The organism is Erwinia sp. SLM-02 (assembly GCF_037450285.1).
GTDB lineage: Bacteria > Pseudomonadota > Gammaproteobacteria > Enterobacterales > Enterobacteriaceae > Erwinia.
In genome coordinates this window covers 653,827-679,041 of the sequence record NZ_JAQISN010000002.1, presented here as the reverse complement: position 1 = coordinate 679,041, position 25,215 = coordinate 653,827, and the positions used below count along the sequence as shown (strand labels likewise).

General features: G+C 58.6%; 22 protein-coding genes. 16 read left to right on the top strand and 6 right to left on the bottom strand.

The annotated features are described in order from the left end of the window. Positions 1–637: 637 nt before the first annotated feature. From srlA to PGH32_RS16255, 7 genes are all read left to right on the top strand, one after another. Positions 638–1,186, top strand: a complete 549-nt coding sequence (gene srlA, locus PGH32_RS16285; protein WP_123331897.1) for a PTS glucitol/sorbitol transporter subunit IIC — start codon at positions 638–640, stop codon at positions 1,184–1,186. A 14-nt stretch (positions 1,187–1,200) separates the two neighbouring features. Further along, positions 1,201–2,292, top strand: a complete 1,092-nt coding sequence (gene srlE, locus PGH32_RS16280; protein WP_337894567.1) for a PTS glucitol/sorbitol transporter subunit IIB — start codon at positions 1,201–1,203, stop codon at positions 2,290–2,292. Positions 2,293–2,304: 12 nt separating this feature from the next. Next, positions 2,305–2,673, top strand: coding sequence for a PTS glucitol/sorbitol transporter subunit IIA (locus PGH32_RS16275; RefSeq protein ID WP_314417414.1), 369 nt, complete (start codon positions 2,305–2,307; stop codon positions 2,671–2,673). A gap of 13 nt (positions 2,674–2,686) precedes the next feature. Next, positions 2,687–3,466 (top strand): sorbitol-6-phosphate dehydrogenase, encoded by a 780-nt coding sequence (srlD, locus tag PGH32_RS16270; RefSeq protein WP_314417416.1) that lies wholly within the window; start codon positions 2,687–2,689, stop codon positions 3,464–3,466. A gap of 43 nt (positions 3,467–3,509) precedes the next feature. After that, positions 3,510–3,875 carry a transcriptional regulator GutM gene (gene gutM, locus PGH32_RS16265; protein ID WP_337894566.1) on the top strand — a complete coding sequence of 122 codons (366 nt, stop codon included), beginning with the start codon at positions 3,510–3,512 and terminating at the stop codon, positions 3,873–3,875. A gap of 92 nt (positions 3,876–3,967) precedes the next feature. After that, positions 3,968–4,735, top strand: a complete 768-nt coding sequence (srlR, locus tag PGH32_RS16260; RefSeq protein WP_337894565.1) for a glucitol operon DNA-binding transcriptional repressor SrlR — start codon at positions 3,968–3,970, stop codon at positions 4,733–4,735. A 2-nt stretch (positions 4,736–4,737) separates the two neighbouring features. Further along, complete coding sequence (locus PGH32_RS16255; protein WP_314417421.1) at positions 4,738–5,700, top strand: KpsF/GutQ family sugar-phosphate isomerase; 963 nt, start codon at positions 4,738–4,740, stop codon at positions 5,698–5,700. Positions 5,701–5,891: 191 nt separating this feature from the next. On the opposite strand, the gene PGH32_RS16250 is transcribed toward PGH32_RS16255, so the two are convergent. From PGH32_RS16250 to PGH32_RS16235, 4 genes are all read right to left on the bottom strand, one after another. Continuing rightward, a complete protein-coding gene (locus PGH32_RS16250; protein ID WP_443112800.1) occupies positions 5,892–7,373 on the bottom strand; it encodes a sugar porter family MFS transporter in 1,482 nt (493 codons plus the stop codon). A 108-nt stretch (positions 7,374–7,481) separates the two neighbouring features. Beyond that, positions 7,482–8,423 carry a sugar phosphate isomerase/epimerase family protein gene (locus tag PGH32_RS16245; protein WP_123331882.1) on the bottom strand — a complete coding sequence of 314 codons (942 nt, stop codon included), beginning with the start codon at positions 8,421–8,423 and terminating at the stop codon, positions 7,482–7,484. Positions 8,424–8,432: 9 nt separating this feature from the next. Beyond that, positions 8,433–9,611 (bottom strand): Gfo/Idh/MocA family protein, encoded by a 1,179-nt coding sequence (locus PGH32_RS16240; protein WP_337894563.1) that lies wholly within the window; start codon positions 9,609–9,611, stop codon positions 8,433–8,435. Positions 9,612–9,879: 268 nt separating this feature from the next. Continuing rightward, positions 9,880–10,803, bottom strand: coding sequence for a substrate-binding domain-containing protein (locus PGH32_RS16235; protein WP_314417430.1), 924 nt, complete (start codon positions 10,801–10,803; stop codon positions 9,880–9,882). Between the two features lie 287 nt (positions 10,804–11,090). Here PGH32_RS16235 and PGH32_RS16230 point away from each other — a divergent pair, with 287 nt between their 5' ends. Beyond that, positions 11,091–12,113, top strand: a complete 1,023-nt coding sequence (locus PGH32_RS16230; protein WP_314417431.1) for a LacI family DNA-binding transcriptional regulator — start codon at positions 11,091–11,093, stop codon at positions 12,111–12,113. An 859-nt stretch (positions 12,114–12,972) separates the two neighbouring features. Further along, complete coding sequence (gene gdhA / locus PGH32_RS16225; protein WP_314417433.1) at positions 12,973–14,316, top strand: NADP-specific glutamate dehydrogenase; 1,344 nt, start codon at positions 12,973–12,975, stop codon at positions 14,314–14,316. Between the two features lie 186 nt (positions 14,317–14,502). Here gdhA and PGH32_RS16220 read toward each other — a convergent pair whose 3' ends face one another. Further along, on the bottom strand, positions 14,503–15,897 hold the full coding sequence (locus tag PGH32_RS16220; RefSeq protein WP_314417435.1) for an amino acid permease: 1,395 nt from the start codon (positions 15,895–15,897) through the stop codon (positions 14,503–14,505). Positions 15,898–16,502: 605 nt separating this feature from the next. On the opposite strand from PGH32_RS16220, the gene dld reads away from it, so the two are divergent. The 7 genes from dld (at position 16,503) to PGH32_RS16185 (ending at position 24,644) form a co-directional block, all read left to right on the top strand. After that, positions 16,503–18,194 (top strand): D-lactate dehydrogenase, encoded by a 1,692-nt coding sequence (gene dld, locus PGH32_RS16215; RefSeq protein ID WP_337894562.1) that lies wholly within the window; start codon positions 16,503–16,505, stop codon positions 18,192–18,194. Between the two features lie 38 nt (positions 18,195–18,232). Next, positions 18,233–19,930, top strand: a complete 1,698-nt coding sequence (locus tag PGH32_RS16210) for an Hsp70 family protein (protein WP_337894561.1) — start codon at positions 18,233–18,235, stop codon at positions 19,928–19,930. A 1-nt stretch (position 19,931) separates the two neighbouring features. After that, complete coding sequence (locus tag PGH32_RS16205) at positions 19,932–21,350, top strand: J domain-containing protein (protein ID WP_337894560.1); 1,419 nt, start codon at positions 19,932–19,934, stop codon at positions 21,348–21,350. A 3-nt stretch (positions 21,351–21,353) separates the two neighbouring features. Further along, positions 21,354–22,061, top strand: a complete 708-nt coding sequence (locus PGH32_RS16200; protein ID WP_337894559.1) for an alpha/beta fold hydrolase — start codon at positions 21,354–21,356, stop codon at positions 22,059–22,061. A gap of 134 nt (positions 22,062–22,195) precedes the next feature. Beyond that, on the top strand, positions 22,196–22,660 hold the full coding sequence (locus tag PGH32_RS16195) for a DUF3828 domain-containing protein (RefSeq protein ID WP_337894558.1): 465 nt from the start codon (positions 22,196–22,198) through the stop codon (positions 22,658–22,660). A 79-nt stretch (positions 22,661–22,739) separates the two neighbouring features. Next, the gene (locus PGH32_RS16190) at positions 22,740–23,570 is read left to right on the top strand and encodes an AraC family transcriptional regulator (RefSeq protein WP_337894557.1); all 831 of its coding nucleotides are present in this window, start codon (positions 22,740–22,742) and stop codon (positions 23,568–23,570) included. Between the two features lie 78 nt (positions 23,571–23,648). Beyond that, positions 23,649–24,644: a DMT family transporter gene (locus tag PGH32_RS16185; RefSeq protein ID WP_337894556.1), complete on the top strand. Its 996-nt coding sequence runs from the start codon at positions 23,649–23,651 to the stop codon at positions 24,642–24,644. A 91-nt stretch (positions 24,645–24,735) separates the two neighbouring features. Here the strand turns inward: PGH32_RS16185 and PGH32_RS16180 are convergent, their stop codons facing one another. Next, entirely contained in the window at positions 24,736–25,131 is a 396-nt protein-coding gene (locus PGH32_RS16180; RefSeq protein WP_337894555.1) for a transposase, read from the bottom strand. Between the last annotated feature and the right edge of the window lie 84 nt (positions 25,132–25,215).

Here is a 25,215-nt window from a genome sequence, read left to right as displayed (position 1 = left end):
GGCTCAATGGTTACACCTCAGCGCTGCGGATGCCCTTGCGCAGCAGCAGAGGCTGTCCCCTTTAATCCATTCCATCGCTTTTCGGCTTTCAGGCAACGCAGAAGTCAGAGAGCAGGCTGGCAGCGCCCCCGATCGGGCAATCCGCAGCGCTGAACGGAGAGAGGAAGCCAGGATTCGGCCGCATGGACGCGGCCGAAAGTCACAGCCGGGCAGGGACGCCCGTCTGTGGCGGTCCGACCGGCTGACGAACGAAGTGAAGGGACCGCGAAGCGGCGCGAGGACCGCCCGGCCGGGGGGGCTGCCAGCCAGCGCAACTCTCGTTTATGCAAACAGCTTAGCTTCACGGCCCTACCGGTTAATGAACGTACTGCAGGGACCGCGAAGCGGCGCGAGGACCGCCCGAACGGGGGCGCTGCCAGCCAGCGCAACTCCCGCCCATGCCAAAAACCCCCAATAAACGGCTTTTCACCCACTTCTCATCCTAAATGAAAGATTTTACCTTTCATTGTTTCTTTCACAATGAAAGATTTTATAATCGTTTTGTGACATAGATTGCTTTTTTTAAATGGTTTTCGATCTACCTTCTTAGCGCTGTGAATAAGAACGTTTTATCTGTTCTCTACGCGAGGGGTTAACAATGATTGAAAGCATCACCCACGGGGCCGAATGGTTTATCGGCCTCTTCCAGAAAGGCGGGGAAGTGTTTGTCGGCATGGTGACGGGCATCCTGCCGCTGCTGATCAGCCTGCTGGTGGTTATGAACGCGCTGATTGTGTTCGTCGGCCAGCGCCGCATCGAACGGCTGGCGCAGCGCTGCGCCGGGAATCCGGTGTCCCGCTATCTGCTCCTGCCGGTAATCGGCACCTTTGTCTTCTGTAATCCAATGACGCTAAGCCTCGGCAAGTTTCTGCCGGAAAAATACAAGCCCAGCTACTACGCCTCGGCCTCCTACAGCTGCCACTCCATGAACGGCCTGTTCCCGCATATCAACCCCGGTGAACTGTTCGTTTATCTCGGCATCGCCAGCGGGCTGACCACGCTGAATCTGCCGCTGGGTCCACTCGCGGTCAGCTATCTGCTGGTCGGCATGATCATGAACTTCTTCCGTGGCTGGGTGACCGATCTGACCACCACCATCTTTGAGAAAAAAATGCGTATTCAACTGGACCGTCAGGTTCGTTTATAAGCGCGGAGTAAACGATGGCTAACACGATTGAGATTAAAAAAGGCGAGAGCGGCTGGGGCGGCCCGCTGACTCTGACCGCCACACCAGGCAAAAAAATTGTTTATATCACCGCAGGCACGCGTCCGGCGATTGTCGACCGACTGCGGGAAGTCACCGGCTGGGAAGCGGTGGACGGCTTCAAGGAAGGGGAGCCGCCGGCGGAAGAGATCGGTGTGGCGGTGATCGACTGCGGCGGCACGCTGCGCTGCGGTATCTATCCGAAGCGCCGTATTCCCACGGTTAACATTCATGCCACCGGCAAATCCGGCCCGCTGGCGCAGTATATCGTCGAGGATATCTACGTTTCCGGCGTGCGTCCCGGCGATATCAACATCGTGGCAGAGGGCGCAGCGGCTCAGGCGGATGCGCTGGGTTCCGCCAGCTCGTCGGCAGTGGCGGGTTCCACAGCCTCGGCGGCGACTGCCCCGGTTTCAGCTTCAGCGCCGGCATCGGCTGCTGCCTCGGCAACTGCGGGTTCAGCGCCGGCGGCTGCCGGCACGCGTGACTACGATACCAGCAAAAAAATCACCGAACAGAGCGACGGCCTGCTGGCGAAAGTCGGCATGGGCATGGGCTCGGTGGTGGCGGTGTTCTTCCAGGCGGGTCGTGAAACCATTGATACCGTACTGAAAACCATCCTGCCGTTTATGGCATTCGTCTCGGCGCTGATCGGCATCATCATGGCGTCCGGGCTGGGGGATTTGATCGCGCACGGACTCACGCCGCTGGCCAACAGTCCGGTCGGACTGGTGACGCTGGCGCTGATCTGCTCCTTCCCGCTGCTGTCCCCTTTTCTCGGCCCGGGTGCGGTTATCGCTCAGGTGATCGGGGTGCTGGTTGGCGTGCAGATCGGCCTTGGCAACATTCCTCCGCATCTGGCCCTGCCGGCGCTGTTCGCCATCAACTCGCAGGCCGCGTGTGACTTTATTCCGGTCGGCCTGTCGCTGGCCGATGCCCGCCAGGAGACGGTACGCGTCGGGGTGCCTTCGGTGCTGGTTGGCCGCTTCCTGACCGGCGCACCGGCGGTCCTTCTTGCCTGGGCCGCGTCCGGGTTTATTTATCAGTAACTGGGGAGAGCTATGAAAACCGTTTACGAATCCACGTTTGTCGCCGTCGGCGCTGAGGCCATGTCGGCGCTGGAAGACAATTTCATCATCACCTTCGGCGAAGGCGCGCCGGAAGATGTCGCCGAGTACTGCTTTATCCACCGCACCGATATTAATGACGGCGGTGCGTTTGGCGCCGGGTCGGTGCTGGCTATCGGCGAGCAGCACTGGCCGGTGACGGCGGTGGGTGAGGTGGCGCGGGAAAACCTGCGCGACCTCGGGCATATCACCGTGCGTTTTGACGGCGCGGGTGAGGCCGAGTTTCCCGGTACCGTCCACGTCTCCGGCGCTGCGCCGTCGGCGATCGGCGCGGGCCAGAAGTTTCGTTTATTGAGTGAATAACCAGGAGAGAATCATGGATCAGGTTGCTGTAGTCATCGGTGGCGGTCAGACGCTGGGTGCTTACCTGTGCGAAGGGCTGGCGGAAGCCGGCTATCGCGTTGCGGTTGCTGACCTTAATATTAAGAACGCCCGCCGCGTTGCGGACACCATTAACAACCGTTATGGGGAAGGGCGTGCCGCCGGTTTCGAGGCTGATGCCACCAAAGAAGCCAGTGTCGTGGCGCTGGCCGCGGCGGTAGATGAAACCTTTGGCCGCTCCGATCTGCTGTTGTACAGCGCGGGTGTGGCGCGTGCGGCACCGATTACCGAGTTCGGGCTGAACGATTTTGACCTGTCGCTGCAGGTGAATCTGGTGGGCTATTTCCTCTGCGCCAGAGAGTTTTCGAAGCTGATGATCCGCGACGGCATTAAAGGCCGCATCATCCAGATCAACTCCAAATCCGGTAAAGTGGGCAGCAAACACAACTCCGGCTACAGCGCGGCCAAGTTTGGCGGCGTGGGGCTGACCCAGTCGCTGGCGCTGGACCTCGCGGAGTACGGCATTACCGTGCATTCGCTGATGCTGGGCAACCTGCTGAAGTCACCGATGTTCCAGTCCCTGCTGCCGCAGTACGCCGAGAAGCTGGGCATCGAACCGGAAGAGGTGGAGCAGCACTACATCGACAAGGTGCCGCTGAAGCGCGGCTGCGACTATCAGGATGTGCTGAACGTGCTGCTGTTCTACGCAAGCGATAAAGCCGCCTACTGCACCGGACAGTCGGTGAATATCACCGGCGGTCAGGTGATGTTCTGATTTAACCCCGGCAGCTTCGGCTGCCGGTTCTGGAGGTGATTCGATGGATCCTGTTAATAGCTTAATCTGCCTGGCGGGCGTAGCCTGGCTCGGACAAATCGCGCTGGGCTGGGTGCAAATCCGCCGCTTTAATCAGGCGCTGGCCGACCTGGCCGATAACAACGGCAGTATCAGCATTGGTCGTTCTGCCGGGCGCTTTAAGCCCCGCGTCGTCGTGGTGCTGAGCCTGGATGACGATCGCCGGGTGCTCGGCAACTTTTTAATCAAGGGGCTGACGGTATTTTCCCGACCGCAGAGCGAAGGGATGCTGACCGGAAAACTGGCCAGCGAAATCCGTCCCGAGATCATGTTTCCGCGTAATAAATCCGCGCAGCAGGCGCTGGCATTAGCCATTTCAAATAAACGGTGATACCTTTCATTCTGAAAGATTAATCCTTTGCATCACGCGTTATGCCGTCCGGGGTGAAGAGGAACAGTTCAGATATTGCAAAGGACCGTTTTATGAAACCTGTACAGCGTCAGGCACACATTCTCGATTATCTTCAGGATAAGGGACGCACCACCGTGGAGGAGCTGATCGCGCACTTCAACACCACGGGAACCACTATCCGCAAGGATCTTGCCCGGCTTCAGCAGGAGGGCGCGGTAATCCGTACCTACGGCGGCGTGATGCTGAACCGCGATGAAGGCGATCAGCCCATCGACAGAAAAACGCTGATCAATATCGAGAAGAAAAAGCGCATTGCCGCGCTGGCGGCAGGGCTGATCCACGAGGGCGACTCGCTGATATTTGACGCGGGCAGTACCGTGCTGCAAATGGTGCCGCATCTGGCGCGCTTCAATAATATCACCGTGATGACCAACAGCCTCGGCATCGTCAACGAGCTGGTGGAGCTGAACAACGATCAGGTGATCCTGATGCCCGGCGGCACCTACCGCAGCACCTCCGCCTCGTTCCACGGCAGCCTGGCGGAGTCCGCCTTCAGCCACTTCAGCTTTGATACGCTGTTTATCGGCGCCGATGGGGTAGAGATCACCGCGGGCGTCACCACCTTCAATGAAGTCTTTGCCGTCAGCCAGGCGATGTGCCGGGCGGCGAAGAAGATTGTGCTGCTGATCGACTCATCCAAGTTTGGCCGCCGCAGCCCGAACGTGGTGTGCAGCCTGGATGCGGTTGACGTGCTGATCACCGACAGCGACGTGGAGGATGAAACCGTCGCCCAGCTGCGGGAAAAAGGGATTCAGGTCATTATTGCCGGGGAGAATTAACCGTGCGGGACATTTTATTAAACGCGGCGCGCGAAACCATCGCCACCGAACTTCAGGAAGCCGCCAGCCTGCCCGACAGGCTGAACGACGACTTTGTACAGGCCTGCATGATGGTACACGGCTGCGGGGGCAAGGTGATTGTCAGCGGCATCGGCAAGTCCGGCCACATCGGCAGAAAAATCGCCGCCACCCTGGCCAGCACCGGCACCCCGGCGTTTTACGTGCATCCTGCCGAAGCGCTGCACGGCGATCTGGGGATGATTTCCGCCGGTGACGTGGTGATCCTGATCTCCTACTCCGGCCACGCCGCCGAGTTCGTGCGCATTATTCCGCTGCTCAAAGCGCTGCCGGTGGGGATCATCGCCTTTACCGGCAATGCCGCGTCACCGCTGGCGCAGGCCGCCGATCGCTGGATTAATATTCACGTGGAAAAAGAGGCCTGCCCGCTGGGGCTGGCCCCGACCTCGTCGGCGGTGAATACGCTGATTATGGGCGACGCGATGGCGATTGCGCTGATGCGCGCCCGCAACTTCAGCGAGCAGGACTATGCCCGCACCCATCCGGCGGGAAGCCTGGGCGCGCGCCTGTTGTGCCTGGTGGGTGACATTATGCGCACCGGTGAGAAGATCCCCCGCGTCAGTGTTGAAGCCAGCATTACCGATGCGTTGTTTGAACTGACCCGAACCGGGCTGGGGCTGGTGGCGGTAACGGGTGAAGACGGCGCGCTGAAGGGCGTGTTTACCGATGGCGATCTGCGCCGCTGGCTGCTGAAGGGCGGGGTGATTGCGGCCCCGGTGAAGGAAGCGATGAGCACCCCCGGCTTTACGCTGCTGGCTTCACAGCATGCCGCCGAAGCGCTGGCGCTGTTCCAGCAGCGCAAAATCTCCTCCGCGCCGGTGCTGGGCGAGGACGGCATGATTATCGGGGCGATTAACGCTCATGATATTCGCGAGGCGGGGATCTAAGCGTCCGCGCGGGCGGGGTGCGAGAGTGGGCAGCGCAGGGGGCGATGTCGGCCAGGTGCGCCAGACCCGGGAAGGGAAACGGGCCGTAACGTTCTGCCACGGCCCGTTTCCCTGGGTTTATCCCGACTTTGCACGATCGGGACATTTACTTTTTACTGCTACCCGGCCTGCACCCTGGTTTCACAAGCCCGTCAGCCCGCCTGGCGTGCCGTCTTCTGGCGCTTTTGCGCTTTCAGCGCACTCTCTTCGTCATACTTATCACGCAGATAGTGCTCGATCTGCTCCAGGCTGCGGTTGCGGGTTTCCGGGATATATTTCAGCACGAAGATAATGCCTACGATGCCCACCGCGCCGTAAATCGCAAAGGTGCTGGCCAGCCCGAACGACGCCAGCAGTACCGGGAACGACAGGGCGATGATCACGTTAGAGCACCACAGGGCAAACACCGCGCCGCCCATGCAGATGCCGCGAATTTTCGCCGGAAACATTTCGGACAGCATCAGCCAGATCACCGGCGCGTAGGCACCCTGCATAAAGCACAGGAACAGCAGCATCGAGCCTAAGATCAGATAGCTGCGCAGCAGGTTGACCTCGCTGCCAATATGCTCCGGCATAAACGCCGAGATCCCCGCCAGCAGGAACAGGCAGCAGGTGCAGCCAATCTGCCCCAGCGCGGCCATTTTCCGTCGCCCGATGTAGCCCAGCAGCAGAATGCCAATCATCACCATAATCACCGAAACGACGCCGTTGGCGATGGTGGCGAACAGCGCCGCGTTGGTGCTCATGCCGGTGTTTTGCAGAATAACCGGGGCGTAATACATGATGCTGTTCACCGCCGTTGCCGCATGGAAGAAGGCGAAGCCCACGCCGATCAGAAACACTTTGCGCATCCACGGCACGCGCAGGTCGCGCAGTGAACCTTTTTCCTGTGCCTGGGCGGTCATGGTTTCTTCGATCTCCATCATCTCCCAGTCCACGTCTTCCTTCGCCCGGGTGCGGTTCAGCACGTCGCGCGCCTCGGCAAAGCGGCCCTTCAGCGCGTACCAGCGCGGCGTGTCCGGCATGTACAACATGCCGAACCACAGCAGCACCGCAGGCAGCGTGGCGATGCCCAGCATCCAGCGCCAGGTGTGTTCGCCGCCCCAGATTTCGTTAAAGGCGAAGTTGGACATATAGGCCAGCATCTGCCCGGTCACGATCATCAGCTCGCTGATGGATACCAGTTGGCCGCGCCGGTTTGCCGGGGCAATTTCGGCCAGGTAGACCGGCACCGTGGTGCCCGCGCCGCCCACGGCGAGGCCGAGGATCAACCTGGAAATCAGCATGACCTCCAGGTTAGGGGCCATCGCCGTACCGAGCGCGCCGACGGCGAAGATAATCGCCAGGATCAGAATGATTTTCCGCCGCCCGAGCCGATCGGCCAGGCTACCGGACACCAGCGCGCCGGTGGCCGCACCGACCAGCAGGGAGCTGGTGACCAGCCCGGTGGTAAAGGGCGTTAGCTGCAGCTCCGGCCCCATAAACAGCAAAGCACCGGAGATCACCCCGGTATCGTAACCAAACAGCAGGCCGCCGAGGGTGGCGATGGCGGTGATCACTTTCACTAAGGGTTCGGTCCGGGTTTTACTGTTAGGGCCAGATGCCGGATTTTTAGAGATGTAATGTTCCAAAATTCACACTCCGGATAAAGACTGGGCTATGTGGTGTGGTTGTTATGGGCCAGTCGGGGATTGAAATGAAGGATGCGGGTGGCCGCGCGCGGCGGCCACCGGAGAGCAGAACTACTGGCTGATGGTTTGTTGCAGTGCGGCGATAGAGGAGGTGACGCCCGCTTCCACCGACATGGTGAGATCTTCCATCTCCAGAGAAACCCAGTCGTTGTAGCCCATCATGCGAACCACCGAGAAGAACTCCTTCCACCACTGCAGATCCTGGCCGCAGCCGACGGCCACGTAGTTCCACGCGCGGTTGGCGACGTCTTCCACCGGTTTGGTTTCCAGCAGGCCGTTGATGCCGACCAGGCCGCGCTCCATACGCACGTCTTTGCCGTGAACGTGATGGATAGCCGGGCCAAGGGCGCGGGCGGCGGCAATCGGGTCAGCGCCCATCCACAGCAGGTGGCTCGGGTCGAGGTTCAGACCGACCGTTGGTCCCACGGCATCGCGCAGGCGGAACAGCGTTTCCGGGTTCCATACCAGCATTGAGCTGAAGTTTTCCAGCGCGAACTTCTCCACGCCGCACTCTTTCGCCCGGGCAACCAGCCCCTGCCAGTAAGGGATCGCCACTTCGTTCCACTGGTAGTCGAGGCAGTTTTTCAGCGTTGGCGGCCAGCTGACGGTATAGGTGATCCAGTTTGGAATGGTGTCCTGCGGGCTGGCCGGCGGCAGGCCGCTCATCATCACGATTTTCTTCACGCCAAAGTGGCCCGCCAGCTGTAATGCTTTATCGGTGTCGCTTTTGTGGCGCTGGCCCAGTTCGCCCGGATCGAGCGGGTTACCGGAGACGTTCAGCGCGGCGATCTGCATACCGCGGCTTTCCAGCGCCTGCAGAACCTGCTGACGCTTAGCCGGGCTGGCCAGCAGCTCGTCGGTGCGCAGGTGCGGGGCGGAAGACCAGCCGCCGGTGGTCATCTCCACGCCGGTTACGCCGAGCTCCAGCAGTTTATCCAGCATTGCTTCGAAGGGCAGGTGGCCCAGGCTGTCGGTACAGAATGATAATTTCATGGCGGAGCCTTACTCGTAGTTAACCCAGGTGGAGCCGTTGTCGGCGGAGCGTACACAGTTTTCAATCCAGCGAACGCCTTCCAGACCGGCGTCGATATCGGGATAGATTAGGTTTTCCAGCGTCTGGCGGTCGCCGCGCTGCTGCGCGCTGATGGCCACGGCGAATTTCAGGTAGATATTGGCCCAGGACTCGGCCAGTCCTTCGGTGTGCAGCGCGCCCAGGCGTTCATCGGCCAGCGCGCTTTCGTCGAGGTACGGCATACCGTGGTGCATGGTCTGCGTCGGCTGGCCCTGAATTTCATACTTCAGCTCGCCCGGGTTGTAGTCGCTCCACTGCAGGCTGGCTTTGGAACCAATCACGCGGATGAACTGGCTGTCCATAGAACCGGCGTTGATGGAGGAGGCCCACATACGGCCAACCGCACCGCCTTCGTAGTGCATCAGCACCATGGCGTTATCTTCCAGCGGCGCGCGCGACGGGATAAAGCTCTGACGGTCGCACAGCAGCGATTTGATATGCAGCTCCGGCAGCACCAGCTGAGAGATGTAGAAGGTATGGGTGGCGATGTCGCCCAGCACGAACGTCGGTCCGGCAATTTTCGGATCCACGCGCCATTTCTGCGATTCGCTGAATTTGTCGGCGCTGTCGTTAGCGCTGAAGCCGTGGGTGTACTGCAGTTCGACCATGCGCACATCGCCGATTTCGCCACTGGCGATCATCGCCCGCATCTGCATCAGCAGCGGATGGCCGGAGAAGCCGTAGGTCACGCCAACAATCAGCCCTTTTTCCGCCGCCAGCGCTTTGATTTCACGCGCTTCTGCGGTGGTGAAGAACAGCGGCTTTTCGCAAATCACGTGGATACCGGCGTTCAGCGCGGCTTTGGTGATTTCATAGTGGGTGCCGTTTGGCGTGGCGATGGTCACTACTTCGATGCCGTCTTCGCGCTTCGCTTCTTCCGCCAGCAGCTGCTGGTAGGTGTCGTAGCAGCGCTCTGCCGCCACGCCGAGGTTGACGCCGAAATCGCGGCCGCGTTCGGCATCGATATCAAAGGCGCAGGCTACCAGCTGATAGGCGGTGTTATCACGCAGCGCACCGCTGCGGTGCTTGTAGCCAACCTGGCTCAGGCGCCCGCCGCCGATCATGGCCCAGCGCAGAGGACGAGGGATTTTTCTTTCGCCGTTAAGCATATCTGACTCCTGAATGTTGTTTTGCACCCGGGTGCAAAAAAGGATGTTTATCGGGTTTCACAGACGGTGATAAGCGGTGTTGCCGTTGCTTGTCATGTACTGCACTTTTAGAGATGGCGAAGATTAAGTCAATCGAGCTGATGCAAAATTCACCATCTGGATCACAAAAATTCAACAAATTGCACCCGGGTGCAAAAGTGGATGTTTCGAAGGGGCATCCACTGTGATATGTGAGTTATCCGTAATTAAAACAGGTGTTTACTGTGAGTTACTTCGCATTTCTCTCGGCAAAGCTGGCGTAGTTCTGTTTGGTCACGACTTCGTAAGGGATCCAGTTGTAGGCTTCCGTTGGCTGTTTTTCCAGCATCGCTTTGGTCACTTTGACCGACCCGATAGCCTGGCCTTTTGCGTCCTGGAAGATGGTCACGGCCATTTCGCCATTTTTGATAAACTGCAGTCCGTCGGGGGTGCCGTCGATACCCGCGACCGCGATATTGCTGCGCTTCGCCTGGTTCAGCGCCATAATCGCGCCGATGGCCATTTCGTCGTTGTTGGCGGCAATACCGTCGATCGCCGTGCCGTTCAGCAGCCAGCTGGAGGTGACGTCAACCGCTTCGTTACGCTGCCATTTTGCGCTCTGTTTTTCGATAACTTTCATATCTTTATGCTTTGCAATTACCTCTTCAACCGCGCGGGTACGCTCGCGGGCTTCTTCGGTGGAAAGCGCACCCATCAGGATGGCCACGTTGCCCTTGTAGTTCATTTTTTTCGCCAGCTCTTCCATCTGCATCCGTCCGCTGAGCGCCGAGTCGGATCCGACGTAGGCCTGCATGCCTTCGAGCTTCACTTCCGGCTTGCGGTTAACAAAGATCAGCGGAATACCGGCACGTTTGGCGGCATCCATCGCCGGTTTCACGCCCTGGGTATCCACCGGGTTGAGGATAATCGCATCCACCCCCTGGTTGATAAAATCGTCCACCTGCTGGATCTGTAACGCCACGTCACCTTTGGCATCGGAGAACTGGCCGTTCATTCCCTGATTTTTGAGTTCGCCAATCATTTGCGTGCGCAGTATGGAAACGAAGTTTAAATCGAAATTCGCCAGGGCCACGCCGACCTGATAGCTTTTGGCCTGGGCCTGGAACATAAACAGCGAACAGAACATCAACAGCAGCACTTTGATATTTTTCATTTTTTTATTCCATATCATAAGGTTGTCGGCTGATTCGTCGGGCGAATGCAACCGGGTGCAGTCAGAGGGGTACTCAACCGGAAAAATAGTCTTTTTTCGCCGGGGGAGTGAGGGGAATGTCTTCCACGCCTAAAAAATAGTCAATCACCGAAAGTGAAAATCACCGCTCTTGATCACAAAAAATTAACATTTTGCACCCGATTGCATTTTATTTTTTCGGTTCCTTTTCCACCACGTTTAGCGTTCAATGCAGGGGCAGACTGAGCAAACTCTGAAACGCAGGGGCTATGACCACTAGAGCAAAAATGCACCATAAAACCACCGCGAACGACGTCGCCAAACGGGCGGGCGTCTCGAAATGGACGGTTTCACGCGCTTTTACGCCGGGCGCATCCGTTTCCGATCGCTCGCGCGAGAAGGTCCTGGCCGCGGCAAGCGAGCTGGGCTACCGGCCAAACCTGCTGGCGCGCAGCCTGTCGAAGAAGAAAACCAACATCATCGGTGTGGTTATCGACGAGTTGAAAAACCCGCATCTGATGATGCTGCTTGACGCCGTTACCCGCCAGCTCCAGCGCCGCGGCTGCATGGCGCTGACGCTGAATATTACCCCGGGCGAAAACTACACCTCGGTGATGACCATGGCCGACCAGCTGCAGGTGGACGGGATCCTGTTTCTCGGCACGCTGTTAACCGATGAGCTGATCGCCGTGGCCAACGATATGCTGCATATTCCGCTGGTGCAGGTGTGCCGCAACAACGACGCGGAAGATATCGACGTGGTCAATATCAACGGTCACCAGGCGGGGCGCGATATTGCCAGCCTGCTGATGCAGCAGGGATATCGGCGTTTCGGTTACATCAGAGGGCCGGACACCCACAACGATCATCTACAGCGAATGCAGGGCTACAGCGGCCGACTGCAGGAGGGGGGATTGCGTTCCGATGTGCTGCTGACCGCCGGGCATTACGATCGGCATTCGGGCTATCGGGCGATGGCCGACTATCTGCAGTCGGTGCCCGCAGAGCAGCGGGTAGATGCGCTGTTTTGTGAGAACGATATTCTGGCGCTGGGCGCGCTGGAAGCGCTGCGGCTGGCCGGTCATCAGGGTGATATTGCCATTGTCGGCTTTGATGACATCGATGAAGCCGCCGCCGAGGGCTGGCAGCTAACCACCTTCAGCCAGCGGATTGATTTGCTGATCGCCGAGGCGCTTAACCGGCTGATTGACGATCGGGCAACGCCGGAAGGGGAGTGGCGCAAAGGTGAAATTCGCATCCGGCGATCCCATCTGAAGAATCGCCTGAAATAGCACCGCGATACGGAGTGCACGGCTTTTATGCCGGCATTCTGTTATTAACGGCCTGACGTTTCCTGCCCGCTAAATCATTTTTTTTTGCCCCGGTCGAACAGAAACCGATAATTTCCGCAGGGCAGGAAGACCGCCATTTAGATTAATTTCTCTCTCCTGCCGGTGCGTTCCTCGCGGGAGTCCGGCTGAGCAAACGCATGTTTTCTTGAAAAATATCATGATGGCCGATCCGCCTGATGGGGTGAATCAGCCGGATACTCAGGGGGTTTAGCCCCGTTCACCTGGTTGAATACACTTAAAATCATTTTTATTACGATATTTTATCATTGTAATTTCTGAGGTGGTGCCGGGAGCAGACTTATTAAAATAAAACCCTCTTACCTTTTAAAAACTAATTTCATATATTGATGATGGTCGTTTTTATTCTTTCTTATTCATTTTTGTCAATCTTATGGCTTTTATATTTATCGTTATTTGTCCGCGTTAATTAAAAGGGTTTTTCTGGCTATGATTAACTTTAATTAACATTTGGTCGTCATAATTTTTTCTTATAGATTCTCGTAACTTCATGTAATTACGATGGTTTGACAATGTGGCTTCATGTCTTGTTTTGGGTAGTTTAATTACTATCAGATCCTCCGGAACCCGCGCCGGTTGTGCCGTTGAGCCTGATTCTTAGTTAAGTTTTTCCCCTGATGATTTCGCGGATATAGCACTTTAAGAATTTAAGGTTGAAAACTTTTTTGTTGTGCGCGGGAAAAGCGGTGATATAGTCGTTGACGCACAATATTACCTCACTGGCTATTCAAATAACTCTTAATTAGCTCCGGTGACAGCCCACAGTCAGAAGGATTTAGTAATGAAAGGTTTTAACTCTCTGGAGTCGTTTCTAACCTCCGTCCAACAGCGTGACCCTAATCAACCGGAATACCTGCAGGCGGTACGTGAAGTCTTTACCTCTCTGTGGCCGTTTCTGGAACAGAACCCGCAGTATCAGGAGCAGGGACTGCTGGAGCGTTTGGTGGAACCAGAGCGAGCCATTCAGTTTCGCGTAGCCTGGACCGACGATCGCGGCCAGGTACAGGTGAACCGCGCATGGCGCGTACAGTTCAGCTCTGCCATTGGGCCTTTCAAAGGCGGCATGCGCTTCCATCCTTCTGTAAACCTGTCCATTCTGAAGTTCCTCGGCTTTGAACAAACCTTTAAAAATGCCCTGACCACGCTGCCTATGGGCGGGGGCAAAGGCGGTTCTGACTTCAATCCGAAAGGCAAAAGCAACGCGGAAGTGATGCGCTTCTGCCAGGCGTTGATGACCGAACTGTATCGCCATCTGGGTCCGGACACCGATGTGCCGGCGGGCGATATCGGCGTGGGCGGCCGTGAAGTGGGCTTTATGTCCGGGATGATGAAAAAGCTGTCTAACAACACCAGCTGCGTGTTCACCGGTAAGGGCCTGACGTTCGGCGGCAGCCTGATCCGCCCTGAAGCCACCGGCTATGGCCTGGTGTACTTCACCGATGCGATGCTCAAGCGTCACGGTCTGGGCTTCGAAGGCAGCCGCGTTGCCGTGTCCGGTGCCGGTAACGTGGCACAGTACGCCATTGAGAAGGCGCTGGAGCTGGGCGCCCGCGTGGTGACCGCTTCCGATTCCGGCGGTACCGTGGTGGATGAAGAAGGCTTCACCACCGAGAAGCTGGCACATCTGGCCGAGATCAAAAACGTGCGCTACGGCACCGTGGAAGATTACGCCCGCGAACGCAACCTGGTTTACCTCGCCGGCCAGCAGCCGTGGAGCGTGCCGGTGGATATCGCGCTGCCGTGCGCCACGCAGAACGAACTGGATCTGCCTGCCGCTAAGCAGCTGATTGCCAACGGCGTGAAGGCCGTTGCCGAAGGCGCGAACATGCCAACCACCATCGCGGCAACCGACGCCTTCCTGGATGCGGGCGTGCTGTTTGCACCGGGCAAAGCGGCTAACGCCGGTGGCGTGGCAACGTCGGGTCTGGAGATGGCACAGAACGCCGCGCGTCTGAGCTGGAAGGCTGAGAAAGTGGATATCCGCCTGCAGCACATCATGCTGGATATTCACCACGCCTGCGTTGAGCACGGCGGCGAAGGCAAGCAGACTCACTACGTTCACGGTGCAAACATCGCGGGCTTCGTGAAAGTGGCCGATGCCATGCTGGCGCAGGGCGTGCTGTAAACGATGACGCCGCCGGGCGGTGGGCGCTGAGCTCACCGCAGGCGGCTTCAGCAGACGGCATCAGAAGAGACGCCGTCTGCTGCAAAAAAGGCTCTGCCGGTTATCCGGCAGAGCCTTTTTTTATGATGCAGCCTGTCGAGCGTGATTATCGTCTGCGGCAACGCGCTTGCCATCTCGCAGAGGCGATCACACCGCCTCCGACTCGACCTGTGCTTTACGCTGTTTCACCCGCCAGACCCACTCCAGCAGAATAAACCACAGCGGCATGGTACACAGCGCCGTCAGCGTATCCGCATCAAACACCATCACCACCAGTGAAAACAGGAAGAACAGCAGCGTCAGCCAGCTCATGGCGATGCCCGCCGGCATCTTAAAGGTCGAGCGCTGGTGCAGATCCGGGCGGCGTTTGCGGTACACCAGATAGGCAATCAGGATCATCGCCCAGCTGTAGATCACCAGAATGGCCGCCAGCGTGGACACCACGGTGAACAGCGTCATTACGTCCGGCACCAGGAACAGCAGCAGCGTACCGATCAGCATACAGAAGCAGGTAAACAGCAGGCTGTGTACCGGAATCGAGGTGGTGCGCGACAGAATGCGGAACTGCCAGTGGGCGTGATCGTCCACCGACAGGCCGTAGAGCATGCGGGTGCTGGAGTAAACGCCGCTGTTGGCGGAGGACATCGCCGAGGTCAGGGCGACAAAGTTAATCACCGCCGCCGCTGCCGGAAGCCCGGCTTTATCAAACAGAGTGACGAACGGGCTGGTATCCGGCGCAATATGCTGCCAGGACGTCACGGCGATAATCACCACCATCGACAGCACGTAAAAAATGATAATGCGCATCGGAATGGCCTTAATCGCCTTCGGCAGCACCCGCTCCGGCGAGCGGGTTTCGGCGCTCATGGTGCCCAGCAGCTCAATTCCGGTGTAGGAGAAGATGGCTATCTGGAACCCGGCGAAGAAGCCGACGATGCCGTGCGGCATAAACACCTGCGGGTTGGTGACGTTGCTGAGCGACGCCTGCACGCCATCCGGCGAGGTCCAGCCGCTGGCGATCATCCAGCCGCCGGTGACGATCAGCGCCACGATAGCGATCACTTTGATAATCGCAAACCAGAATTCGGCCTCGCCGAACATTTTTACCGACAGCAGGTTGAGCAGGCACAGCAGCGCCAGCGTCGACAGCGCCGGTATCCACGGCGACAGCGCCGGCAGCCAGTACTGCACGTAGCCGCCGCAGACCACCACGTCGGCGATGCAGGTGACCACCCAGCTCAGCCAGTAGGACCAGCCGAGGTAGAAACTGGCTTTCGGTCCCAGATAGTCGGCCACGAAGTCGGCAAACGAACGATAGTCCAGCCGGGTCAGCAGCAGCTCACCCATCGCCCGCATGGTCATATACATAAAGAATCCGACCACCACGTAGGTGATCAGAATGGAGGTTCCCGAAACGGCAATGGTTTTCCCGGCCCCCATAAACAGCCCGGTCCCGATGGCACCGCCGAGGGCGATCAGCTGGATATGGCGGGAACTCAGGCCCCGGTGCAGATTTTGCTGCGCATCCGCTTGGTCAGACATGGCATCCTCTCAATATTTTTTTGCAGGCAAAGCAATCCCGTCCCGATGAAAAGGGGGGTTATGGGTACTGCGCGACGAGAAAACGGACAGCGCCGTGTGGCCTTCACTCAGGCCAGAACCGCTGGCGGGAGGTAAGCGAGTGGCCTAATGCTGGCCGTGGGGGATAACAATGTCAACACAGAATAGCTCGTAATTATTCACTTTTTGATCACATTCAAGTTTCTGAAAAACAGAGGAAAAAATAATTTTATGCATTTTGTGTGAATAGAATATGCATAAAAATACTTTGCCTATGGCTGCTGAAAAGCTAACTATTTATTCATCCTTTCCCGCTGTTTTTTCAGAAAAATAATCCACGGTCAGAATAAACATGCGTCGCGCTAATTCTGGATGAACGGCCACTCATCCAGTCGATCGCCTCTGCCTGTTGCGCTTTTACCGACGATCTCTCTGAAATTCCCAAAATGGCTGAAATCATTATTAATCCTGTGGATTTATCCGCCGGTAAGCCGGGGCATTTTCTGTCGATCGGAGCTAGCCCTGTCGGAAAACTGTCAGGTACACTCTTTGCGCACATCAATCTTCCAGGGAGAGGTCAACCCGCTATGCAACATGCCAATACCCTACAACAGCTTGCCGTCGTGGTTGGTGCCGACGGCCTGATTACCGACAGCTATCAGAAAGCGTACTACTGTAAAGGCTTCCGCGTCGGTCACGGGGACGCGCTGGCCGTGGTGCTGCCCGCGTCGCTGGCTCAGCTCTGGCAGGCGCTTAAGGTTTGCCAGCAAAACGACGTGATTATTCTGATGCAGGCCTCCAACACCGGCGTCACGGGCGGATCGACACCCCACGGGGACGATTACGATCGTCCGGTGGTGATTATCAGCACCCGCAAAATCAAAGGGGTGCAGGTGATCGATGAGGCGCAGCAGATTATTGCCTTCCCCGGCAGCACGCTGACCGAACTGGAAGAGAGCCTGAAGCCCTTCGGCAAAGAACCGCACTCGGTGATCGGTTCCTCCTGCATTGGTGCCTCCGTAGTGGGCGGCATCTGCAATAACTCCGGCGGCTCGCTGCTGCAGCGCGGCCCGGCGTTTACCGAGAAATCCCTGTTTGCCCGCATTACCGACGACGGCCAGCTGGAGCTGGTGAATCATCTGGGGATCGATCTGGGCACGGACCCGGAGGAGATGATTGCCCGACTGGAATCCGGCGATTACACCACCGGCACCGCCGCCGACTGGGAAGGGAAAATCTGGGCCGACGACTACGCTTCGGTGATTAAAGACGTGGATGCCGTGACGCCGACGCGCTTTAACGGCAATCCGCAGTATCTGCACGACAGTGCGGGCTGCGCCGGAAAGGTGATTGTCTTCGCCGTGCGCCTGGCCACCTTTGACGCCACGCCGCAGGAAGACACCTTCTATATCGGCACCAACGATGAACAGGTACTGCTGGAGCTGCGCCGCTATCTGATAGAAAGCCTTGAACAGCTGCCGATTCAGGCGGAATACATTCATCGGAATGCCTTCCGCCTGACGCTGCGCTATGCCCGCCATATGCTGCTGTCGATTAAGCGCCTGGGGCCGTCGGCGCTGCCGGGGCTGATGCAGAAAAAGGCCCGCTGGGATGCGCGAGTGAAGCAGCTCAGGCTGCTGCCGGCCAACACCATTGATAAGCTGATCCAGCTGGGTAACCGGTTGACGCCGTCGACTATTTCACCGCGCCTGCTGTCGTGGCATCGCCGCTATGAGCACCATCTGATGATCAAGGTGGCGCACGAGGAAGCCGCCGCGATGAACCGCCTGCTGACCGCCTTCTTTGCCGAACGCAACGGCGACTGGTTCCACTGTACGCAGGCGGAGCAGGGCGATGCGTTCCTGGTGCGTTTCGGCGTCGGTGCCTGTACCGTTTTTTACTGCGACTACTACGGCATCAATACCGACCGCCGACTGATCGCCTTCGACGTGGCGCTGCGGCGTAACGACGAGCAGTGGATGATCCAGCTGCCGCCGGAACTCCAGGCGCAGGTGCTGGAAGGTTCCTGCTGCGGCCACTTCTTCTGCCTGGTCAATCATCAGGACTACATCCTGAAGCCCGGCGTGGACGGCGCAGCCTTTAAACAGGCGGTGCTGGCGTACCTCGATAAGCGCGGGGCGAAGTACCCGGCGGAGCACAATATCGGCCATCTGTACCACGCCTCCAGCGAGCACGAGCAGCATTTTCATCAGCTTGACCCGACCAACAGCTGCAATCCGGGCATTGGCAAAACCAGCAAGAAAAAGAACTGGGCATAACATTAACCCGCGCGGGCGGGTCAACAAGGACAGCGTGAATGACCACCGATTTAGTCATTGGTATCGATCTTGGCACCTCAAATAGTCTGCTGTGCCTGTGGCGCAACGGGCGTTCAGAACTGGTGCCGAACCGCTTTGGCGACGTTCTGACGCCCTCGGTCGTCGGCGTGGATGATGCGGGCAATATGCTGGTGGGCCAGCCTGCTAAGGCGCGCCTGCAGTCGCATCCTCACCTCACCGCCGCCAGCTTTAAGCGCCATATGGGCAGCGAAACCACGATTAAGCTCGGCGCGCAGAGCTTCCGCGCCGAGGAACTGTCGGCGATCCTGCTCCGCCAGCTGAAAGAGGATGCGGAGAACGCGCTCGGCCAGCCGGTGTCCTGCGCGGTGATCACCGTGCCGGCCTATTTCAATGACGTGCAGCGCCGGGCGGTGAAAACCGCCGGCGAGCTGGCCGGACTGGAGGTCAAAAGGCTACTAAACGAGCCGACTGCCGCCTCGCTGGCGTTTGGCCTGCTGAATAACCAGCAGCAGAAGTACCTGACCTTTGACCTCGGCGGCGGCACCTTTGACGTGTCGATTATCGATATGTTCGACGGCGTGGTGGAAGTGCGTTCCAGCAGCGGCGACGTGTTCCTCGGCGGTGATGACTTTAATGCGGCGATCCTGCGCTGGATGCAGCAGCAGTTCCCGGAGCTTCAGCAGGCGGAAGGGGAGCTTTATGCCAGCCTCAGCCAGCTGGCCGAACGCCTGAAGTGCGATCTCACCCAGTCCTCTCCCGCCACCGCCGAGCTGGAGTGGCAGGATAAGCGCTGGCAGTGGGCGCTGAGCGAGGCGAAGTTTGCCGAGATTTGCAGCGAGCTGATTGCCCGGCTGCAGCGGCCCGTCAGTCAGGCGCTGCAGGATGCCCGTTTCACCCTCGACCAGCTGGATCACGTGCTGCTGGTCGGCGGCGCTACGCGTATGCCGCTGATCCGTCAGACCGTGGCCCGCCTGTTTGGCCGCTTCCCGCGCCATGACCTGCATCCTGACCAGGCGGTGGCGCTGGGTGCAGGCGTGCAGGCCGGAATGGTGATGGAGGACAGCGCTGTTGAAGACGTGATCCTCACCGACGTGATGCCGTACTCGCTGGGGGTGGCGACAATGCGCGAGCAGCATGGCCGCCAGGAGTCGGGCTTCTTCCTGCCGCTGATTGAGCGCAACACCTTCCTGCCGGTCAGCATGGAGAAAACCCTGTGTACCGCCGTTGATAATCAGACCCTGGTGGAGGTTGAGATCTACCAGGGGGAAGGACGGCGGGTTAAGGACAATATCCTGCTCGGCGACATTAAACTTGAGGTACCGGCGCGCAAGGCGGGTGAAGTCAGCATTGACGTGCGCTTTACCTATACGCTGGACGGCATTCTGGAAGTGGAGTGCCGTACGTCGGCTTCGGAAACCATCAGCCGGCTGGTGATTGAAAACGTGCCGGGCCAGATGAGCGCGGAGGCGATCCAGCAGAGCCTGCAACGACTGGCTTCGCTGAAGCAGCATCCGCGCGATCGGCCGGAAAACCGCCGGGTGCTGACCCGCTGCAACGAGCTTTATCGCTTCTTGCTGGGCGAAGAGCGGCAGCAGATTGATGCGGCGCTGTCGGCATTTGAACAGCTGCTGGAAACCCAGGACGTGCGTCAGATTGCCGATTTCCGTCAGCATCTGGAGCAGATGCTGTCCCGCTACGATAACTGGACCCAGTAACATGAACGAATGGAGCGTACTGGGGATCGATCCGACCCGCGACGAGAGTGAGATTCGCCGCGCCTATGTGAAGCAGCTGAAGCAGCACCGCCCGGATCGCGATCCTGAAGGTTATCAGCGGCTGCGCGAGGCATGGGAGCAGGCGAAGCAGTATGCCGCCAGCGAGCCGGGAGAGCTGGCCGGTTTTGGTTTTCAGGTTCAGCCCGGGGAAACGGGCTTAACGCTGGTGCTTGATGATGGCGCGGACTTCAGCGGAAAGGACGACGATGCTGCGCGTGATGACACGGCAATCACCGACGAGGACGCGGAAGATATCCCTCTGCCGCCGCCTGCCTACAGCATAAAGGAAATCAACCGGCTGGCGGACCGGCTGCTGGAGTCGGAGCAGGGTATGGCGCAGCTGGAGGAAACCTGGCTGCGGGTTGCGGCTAACGGCTCGCTGTTGCAGCAGCAGCAGTTTCATCAGCAGCTGGCGCAGGCGCTGGTTGACCGACCGGGGCTGACCGACGAACGGTTGATGCATCTCTCGGACGTACTCGGCTGGGGGCTGGACGGTTACGATGACACCCGTCTGCTGTCGGGTCGCCTGGTGTGGCAGCTCAACCGGGCCGCTCGTCGCACGGCAATGGGGGCAAGCTGGCAGGCGCTGCTGAACTCCGCCGGGGATTCCTGGCGCAAAAAACGGATGGTGGCTCTGATAACCGGCAGCGAGGAGAAAATGCCGCTGTGGGCAAGGCTGATCCCCAATTTTCTCGCCGATATGAGCAGGCAGGTGGATGAACTGTGCACCCGCTATCCCGAGCTGACCGACCGCATCAATCCGATGGTGTTGCAGTACAGTCAGGAAAAGTGCTTTCAGGGAACGCCCTTTGAAGAAAAGCACGTTGCCCTGAGCTGGGCCGGCGTGTATCTGCTGCTGTTCTGGGGCGTGGTCATTAACCGCAGTGCGGTTGAGGCGCATCCCACCTGGCCAGTGCTGACGCTGAGCGGCGTACTGATCCTGTTCTATCTCTACGGCCACGATCTGGTTTTCCAAACGCTGCGGCGCTGGCAGATCGCGTTAGGCGTCTGGCTACTGATTGAAGGCATACTCTCGGCCCTGGTGGTTGCCCTCTTTTTAGTGCTGATGCATTTTGGCCTGCCGAAGCTGCTGGGCAACCGGTCAGAGCTGGCGGGCCTGCTAGAAATCATGCTGGCGCTGATTGTGCTCAGCGGGGTATGGCGCATCCGCGAGCGCGGCGTGCCCGTTATCTGCCTGCCGGGTAAGCTGGTCAACTGGCTGCTGTCCGCGCCGTGGAACGCACCGCGTGCGATACCGTCACGCCTGCTGGGGGCGATTACCGGGCTGATCGTCTATTTTGGCAGCTGCGCCGTGATGTATAAGTTTTTCAAGCTGGCCAATAACTTTCTGGAGCATTAACCGATGACTGCGCTGGTATTACTGCCCGGGCTTATGTGCGATGCCGGGCTGTGGCAAAGCCTTTTGCCGCAGCTGGAGGTGGCAGGCCCGCTGACCTTTGGCGATCTGTCGCAGGGAGAATCGATTGAGGAGATGGCCGCGAGCGTGCTGGAGTGCTGCCCGCCGGAGTTCGTGCTGGTGGGCTTTTCAATGGGCGGTTTTGTCGCCCGCGAGATTGCCCGCCGGGTGCCGCATCGCGTGCGGGGGCTGGTGCTGATTGCCACCTCCAGCGCGGCAGACACCCCGATGCAGTCGCAGTTTAAAGCGACCGTCGCCGGGGGGCTTCAACAGGACAGCGGCCCGTTTCGCGGACTGAGCCACCGGGCGATCAAACTGTCGCTGGGCCAGCAACACGAGAACGATCCACAGCTGGTGCAGCAGATCCTCGATATGAGCCTGCGGCTGGGGCGGGAAACCTGGATCCGCCAGCTGCTGATGGCCCGCAACAGCGACAGCCAGCTGCTGGGTGACATTCGCTGCCCGACGCTGGTGGTGGCCGCCGCTGACGATCGCATGCGTAACCTGGCGGAGTCGCAGGCGCTCTGTGAGGCGATCCCTCACGCGGAATTCCGGCTGGTGGAAGATTCCGGCCATATGCTGCCGTTTGAACAGCCGCAGCGGCTGGCGGCCATCCTTTCCGAATGGATGAACAGCCGCATCACCCGCCGATAAACCGTTACCAAAAAAAGGCGATAACGCCGCCGGGAACACTGGATTAGCCGCGTAAATTCAATACAATCACAGGCGGCAGGGAGTGCCTGGGCTGATTGAGGAAAACAAGTCGTGGTGAATCCGGGATGGTTGGAATGAAAAAGTGGTTATTGATGCTAATTGCCCCGATCTTCGCCTTTCAGGCGATGGCGGCAGAGCATAATGCCGATCCGCACAGTACCAGCGTGGCCTTCTACAGCTGGTATCTGACGGCGCTGAGCAAAGAAGAAAGCCCGATTGATGAGCACGATCCGCTGCTGAATGAGTACGTGACCCAGCGGCTGCTGCAGAAAATAAATCTGCTGATTAAAAGCCCGGAAGGCATGGATGATGATTATTTTCTGCAGGATCAGGACTACAGCGACGGCTGGGTGAATAACGTCAGCGTCAGCGATTTCACCCTCAACGGCAATCGTGCCTTTGGTGACGTCACCCTCGGGCGCGATCCGACCGATCAACAGCATCTGCTGGTCACGCTGGTGCACGAGCACGACGGCTGGAAGATTGATGACGTGCAGCAGGAACCGGCTGCCGGCACCGCTCAGCCGCCCGCCGGTTGATCTCCCGGTTGAGCCAGCGCTGTTCGGCGCGGCCTGAACAGCGTAAACTGGCGGTCGAATTTTAAGCGGGGAGGCGAAAGTGGAAGGGGTACCGGAACAGTTTTGCTACGAGCAGGACCGCGCCAGCTTTCGCCATCTGCCCGACATGCCGGGCGTGGAGCTGTATCGGGCGCATATCACCCGCTATGCCTTCGAGCCGCACACCCATGAGGCGTTTGGCATCGGGACTATCGACCACGGTGCCGAGCGGTTTCGCTATCGCGGCGAACAGCACCTGGCCCCGGTCGACTCGCTGGTGTTAATGAACCCGGACGAGCTGCATACCGGGGAATCGGCCAGCGAGGGCGGCTGGCAGTACCGGATGATCTATCTGGAACCGCAGCGGCTGGCCGCGCTGACCGGTGAGCACGGCTGGTGGTTCGATCGCGCGGTGCGCCATCACCCGCAGCACGCGCGTGAAATTTCGCAGATCCTGGCCCGGCTGTGGCAGACGGACGATGCGCTGGCGATCGATGGCCTGCTGCTGTCGCTCTGTGACGTGCTGCGCCCCCACGCCCGCAGCGTTCGCCCCACCGAGGCACTGACCCGTCACCGCTTCGATCGGGTGCGGGACTATCTGCGCGATAATCTGGCCGAGCGCGTCACTCTCGGCGATCTCTCCGCGCTGATGTCGCTCAGTCCTTACCATTTCCAGCGCCAGTTCAAGGCGCAGTATCATGTGACCCCGCATCAGATGCTGATGGCTTTCCGCCTCTATAAGGCCCGCCAGCTGTTGATTGACGGTTTGCCCCCGGCGGACGTTGCCGCCGCCGTCGGCCTGACCGATCAGGCGCATCTGACCCGCAGCTTTGCCGGACGCTACGGCATCACGCCTGCCCGCTACCAGAAACAGGTTCGCCAGAGCCGCTAGCGCAATTTGCTACAATCCTCTTCACGCGATCTCCCGCCATAATGCGGCATTGCTTTTGCGCGTGATTTGGAGTGAATGATGTTAGCGGGAATTTTATTTGCCCTCGGAGCAGGGCTGATGTGGGGATTAATCTTTGTCGGGCCGCTGCTGGTGCCGGATTATCCGGGAACCCTGCAGTCAATGGGCCGCTATCTGGCCTTCGGGCTGATAGCGCTGCCGCTGGCCTGGCAGGATCGCCAGCGTCTGCGCGGTCTGACCGGCAATGACTGGCGGGAAGCGTTTAAGCTGACTCTGGTGGGGAATCTGCTTTACTACGCCTTTCTTGCCACGGCCATCCAGCGTACCGGCGCACCGGTTTCCACGATGATTATCGGTACGCTGCCGGTGGTGATTGCGGTCTGTGCCAACCTGTTTTACGGCGGCGATGAAGGGCGCCTCAGCTGGCGTAGTCTGGCTCCTGCTTTGCTGCTGATTGTATGCGGTCTGATCTGCGTTAACGTGGCTGAAATTCACGGGGCCGGGCAGCGGCTCGATCCGTGGCGCTATTTCAGCGGCATTGCGCTGGCGCTGGCGGCGGTCATCTGCTGGACGTGGTATCCGCTGCGCAACGCGCGCTGGCTGCGGCAGCATCCCACGCTGAGGCCCGGCACATGGGCAACCGCGCAGGGGCTGGTCACGTTGCCGCTGGCGCTGCTGGGCTATCTGCTGGTGATGGGGCAGCTGCATCTGACGCAGCCTGCGTTTACCCTGCCGTTTACCCTGCCGTTTGGCCCACGGCCAGGCGTATTTATTGCCCTGATGCTGACCATTGGCCTGCTGTGTTCGTGGCTGGGGACGCTGTGCTGGAACGAAGCCAGCCAGCGCCTGCCCGCGGTGCTGCTGGGGCCGTTAATCGTGTTTGAAACGCTGGCGGGGCTGGCCTATACCTTTGCCCTGCGCCAGGCGTGGCCGCCGCTGCTGACGTTTTTCGGCATTTTTTGCCTGATCTGCGGGGTGGTGGTCGCGATGAGGATTAAGCCTCAGTCGCGAATTGTGCCGCTGAACGAATCCATGCCAGACAGCACGCCGCATTAACTTTAAAGAAAACATTAGCACCGACCGTATATCTCTCCCCCGATCGGTGGCTAATGTTAAAGAGTGATAAATAATTTCCACTGTCAGTCAGTTACGGGCCCTCACAATTGCAAGGGTAATGATAAACGCTGCGGCTGATATTCAGCAGGCGGCAGCTGCGGCGGGTTCCCACCTTATGGGTATCCTGCAGGAAGGTGACGGCTTTGCGTTTATCCCCGGTAGTGAAGAAGTTTTTCACAATACTCTGAAGCAGTTCTTTATCGGAAGAGAGCAGCTGCACTTCGCGCGACAGGCTGTGCAGGGACTCCTCTAATTCTTTGATTTTTCTTCCCTGTTCTGAGTTTAATCCGGCATATTTCTTTTTCCAACTGTAGAACGTCGCTTCAGAAATACCGAGGTTTTCACAAATCTGTTTAACTTTAATACCGTCTTCTGAATCTTTAATAGCTCTGCTGATTTGTTCTGCCGTATATCGTGACTTTCTCATAAATGCTATTACCTTTCTTAACTATTATATGGCGATAATAACTGGAATTAATTCGTGCTGAGGTAGTTCGGCTATTTTATATCA

Bases quoted from the DNA above. Each gene is read 5' to 3' on its own strand.
- srlA (WP_123331897.1), top strand. From the start codon at position 638: ATGATTGAAAGCATCACCCACGGGGCCGAATGGTTTATCGGCCTCTTC.
- srlE (WP_337894567.1), top strand. From the start codon at position 1,201: ATGGCTAACACGATTGAGATTAAAAAAGGCGAGAGCGGCTGGGGCGGC.
- PGH32_RS16275 (WP_314417414.1), top strand. From the start codon at position 2,305: ATGAAAACCGTTTACGAATCCACGTTTGTCGCCGTCGGCGCTGAGGCC.
- srlD (WP_314417416.1), top strand. From the start codon at position 2,687: ATGGATCAGGTTGCTGTAGTCATCGGTGGCGGTCAGACGCTGGGTGCT.
- gutM (WP_337894566.1), top strand. From the start codon at position 3,510: ATGGATCCTGTTAATAGCTTAATCTGCCTGGCGGGCGTAGCCTGGCTC.
- srlR (WP_337894565.1), top strand. From the start codon at position 3,968: ATGAAACCTGTACAGCGTCAGGCACACATTCTCGATTATCTTCAGGAT.
- PGH32_RS16245 (WP_123331882.1), bottom strand. From the start codon at position 8,423: ATGAAATTATCATTCTGTACCGACAGCCTGGGCCACCTGCCCTTCGAA.
- PGH32_RS16240 (WP_337894563.1), bottom strand. From the start codon at position 9,611: ATGCTTAACGGCGAAAGAAAAATCCCTCGTCCTCTGCGCTGGGCCATG.
- PGH32_RS16235 (WP_314417430.1), bottom strand. From the start codon at position 10,803: ATGAAAAATATCAAAGTGCTGCTGTTGATGTTCTGTTCGCTGTTTATG.
- PGH32_RS16230 (WP_314417431.1), top strand. From the start codon at position 11,091: ATGACCACTAGAGCAAAAATGCACCATAAAACCACCGCGAACGACGTC.
- gdhA (WP_314417433.1), top strand. From the start codon at position 12,973: ATGAAAGGTTTTAACTCTCTGGAGTCGTTTCTAACCTCCGTCCAACAG.
- PGH32_RS16220 (WP_314417435.1), bottom strand. From the start codon at position 15,897: ATGTCTGACCAAGCGGATGCGCAGCAAAATCTGCACCGGGGCCTGAGT.
- dld (WP_337894562.1), top strand. From the start codon at position 16,503: ATGCAACATGCCAATACCCTACAACAGCTTGCCGTCGTGGTTGGTGCC.
- PGH32_RS16210 (WP_337894561.1), top strand. From the start codon at position 18,233: ATGACCACCGATTTAGTCATTGGTATCGATCTTGGCACCTCAAATAGT.
- PGH32_RS16205 (WP_337894560.1), top strand. From the start codon at position 19,932: ATGAACGAATGGAGCGTACTGGGGATCGATCCGACCCGCGACGAGAGT.
- PGH32_RS16200 (WP_337894559.1), top strand. From the start codon at position 21,354: ATGACTGCGCTGGTATTACTGCCCGGGCTTATGTGCGATGCCGGGCTG.
- PGH32_RS16195 (WP_337894558.1), top strand. From the start codon at position 22,196: ATGAAAAAGTGGTTATTGATGCTAATTGCCCCGATCTTCGCCTTTCAG.
- PGH32_RS16185 (WP_337894556.1), top strand. From the start codon at position 23,649: ATGTTAGCGGGAATTTTATTTGCCCTCGGAGCAGGGCTGATGTGGGGA.
- PGH32_RS16180 (WP_337894555.1), bottom strand. From the start codon at position 25,131: ATGAGAAAGTCACGATATACGGCAGAACAAATCAGCAGAGCTATTAAA.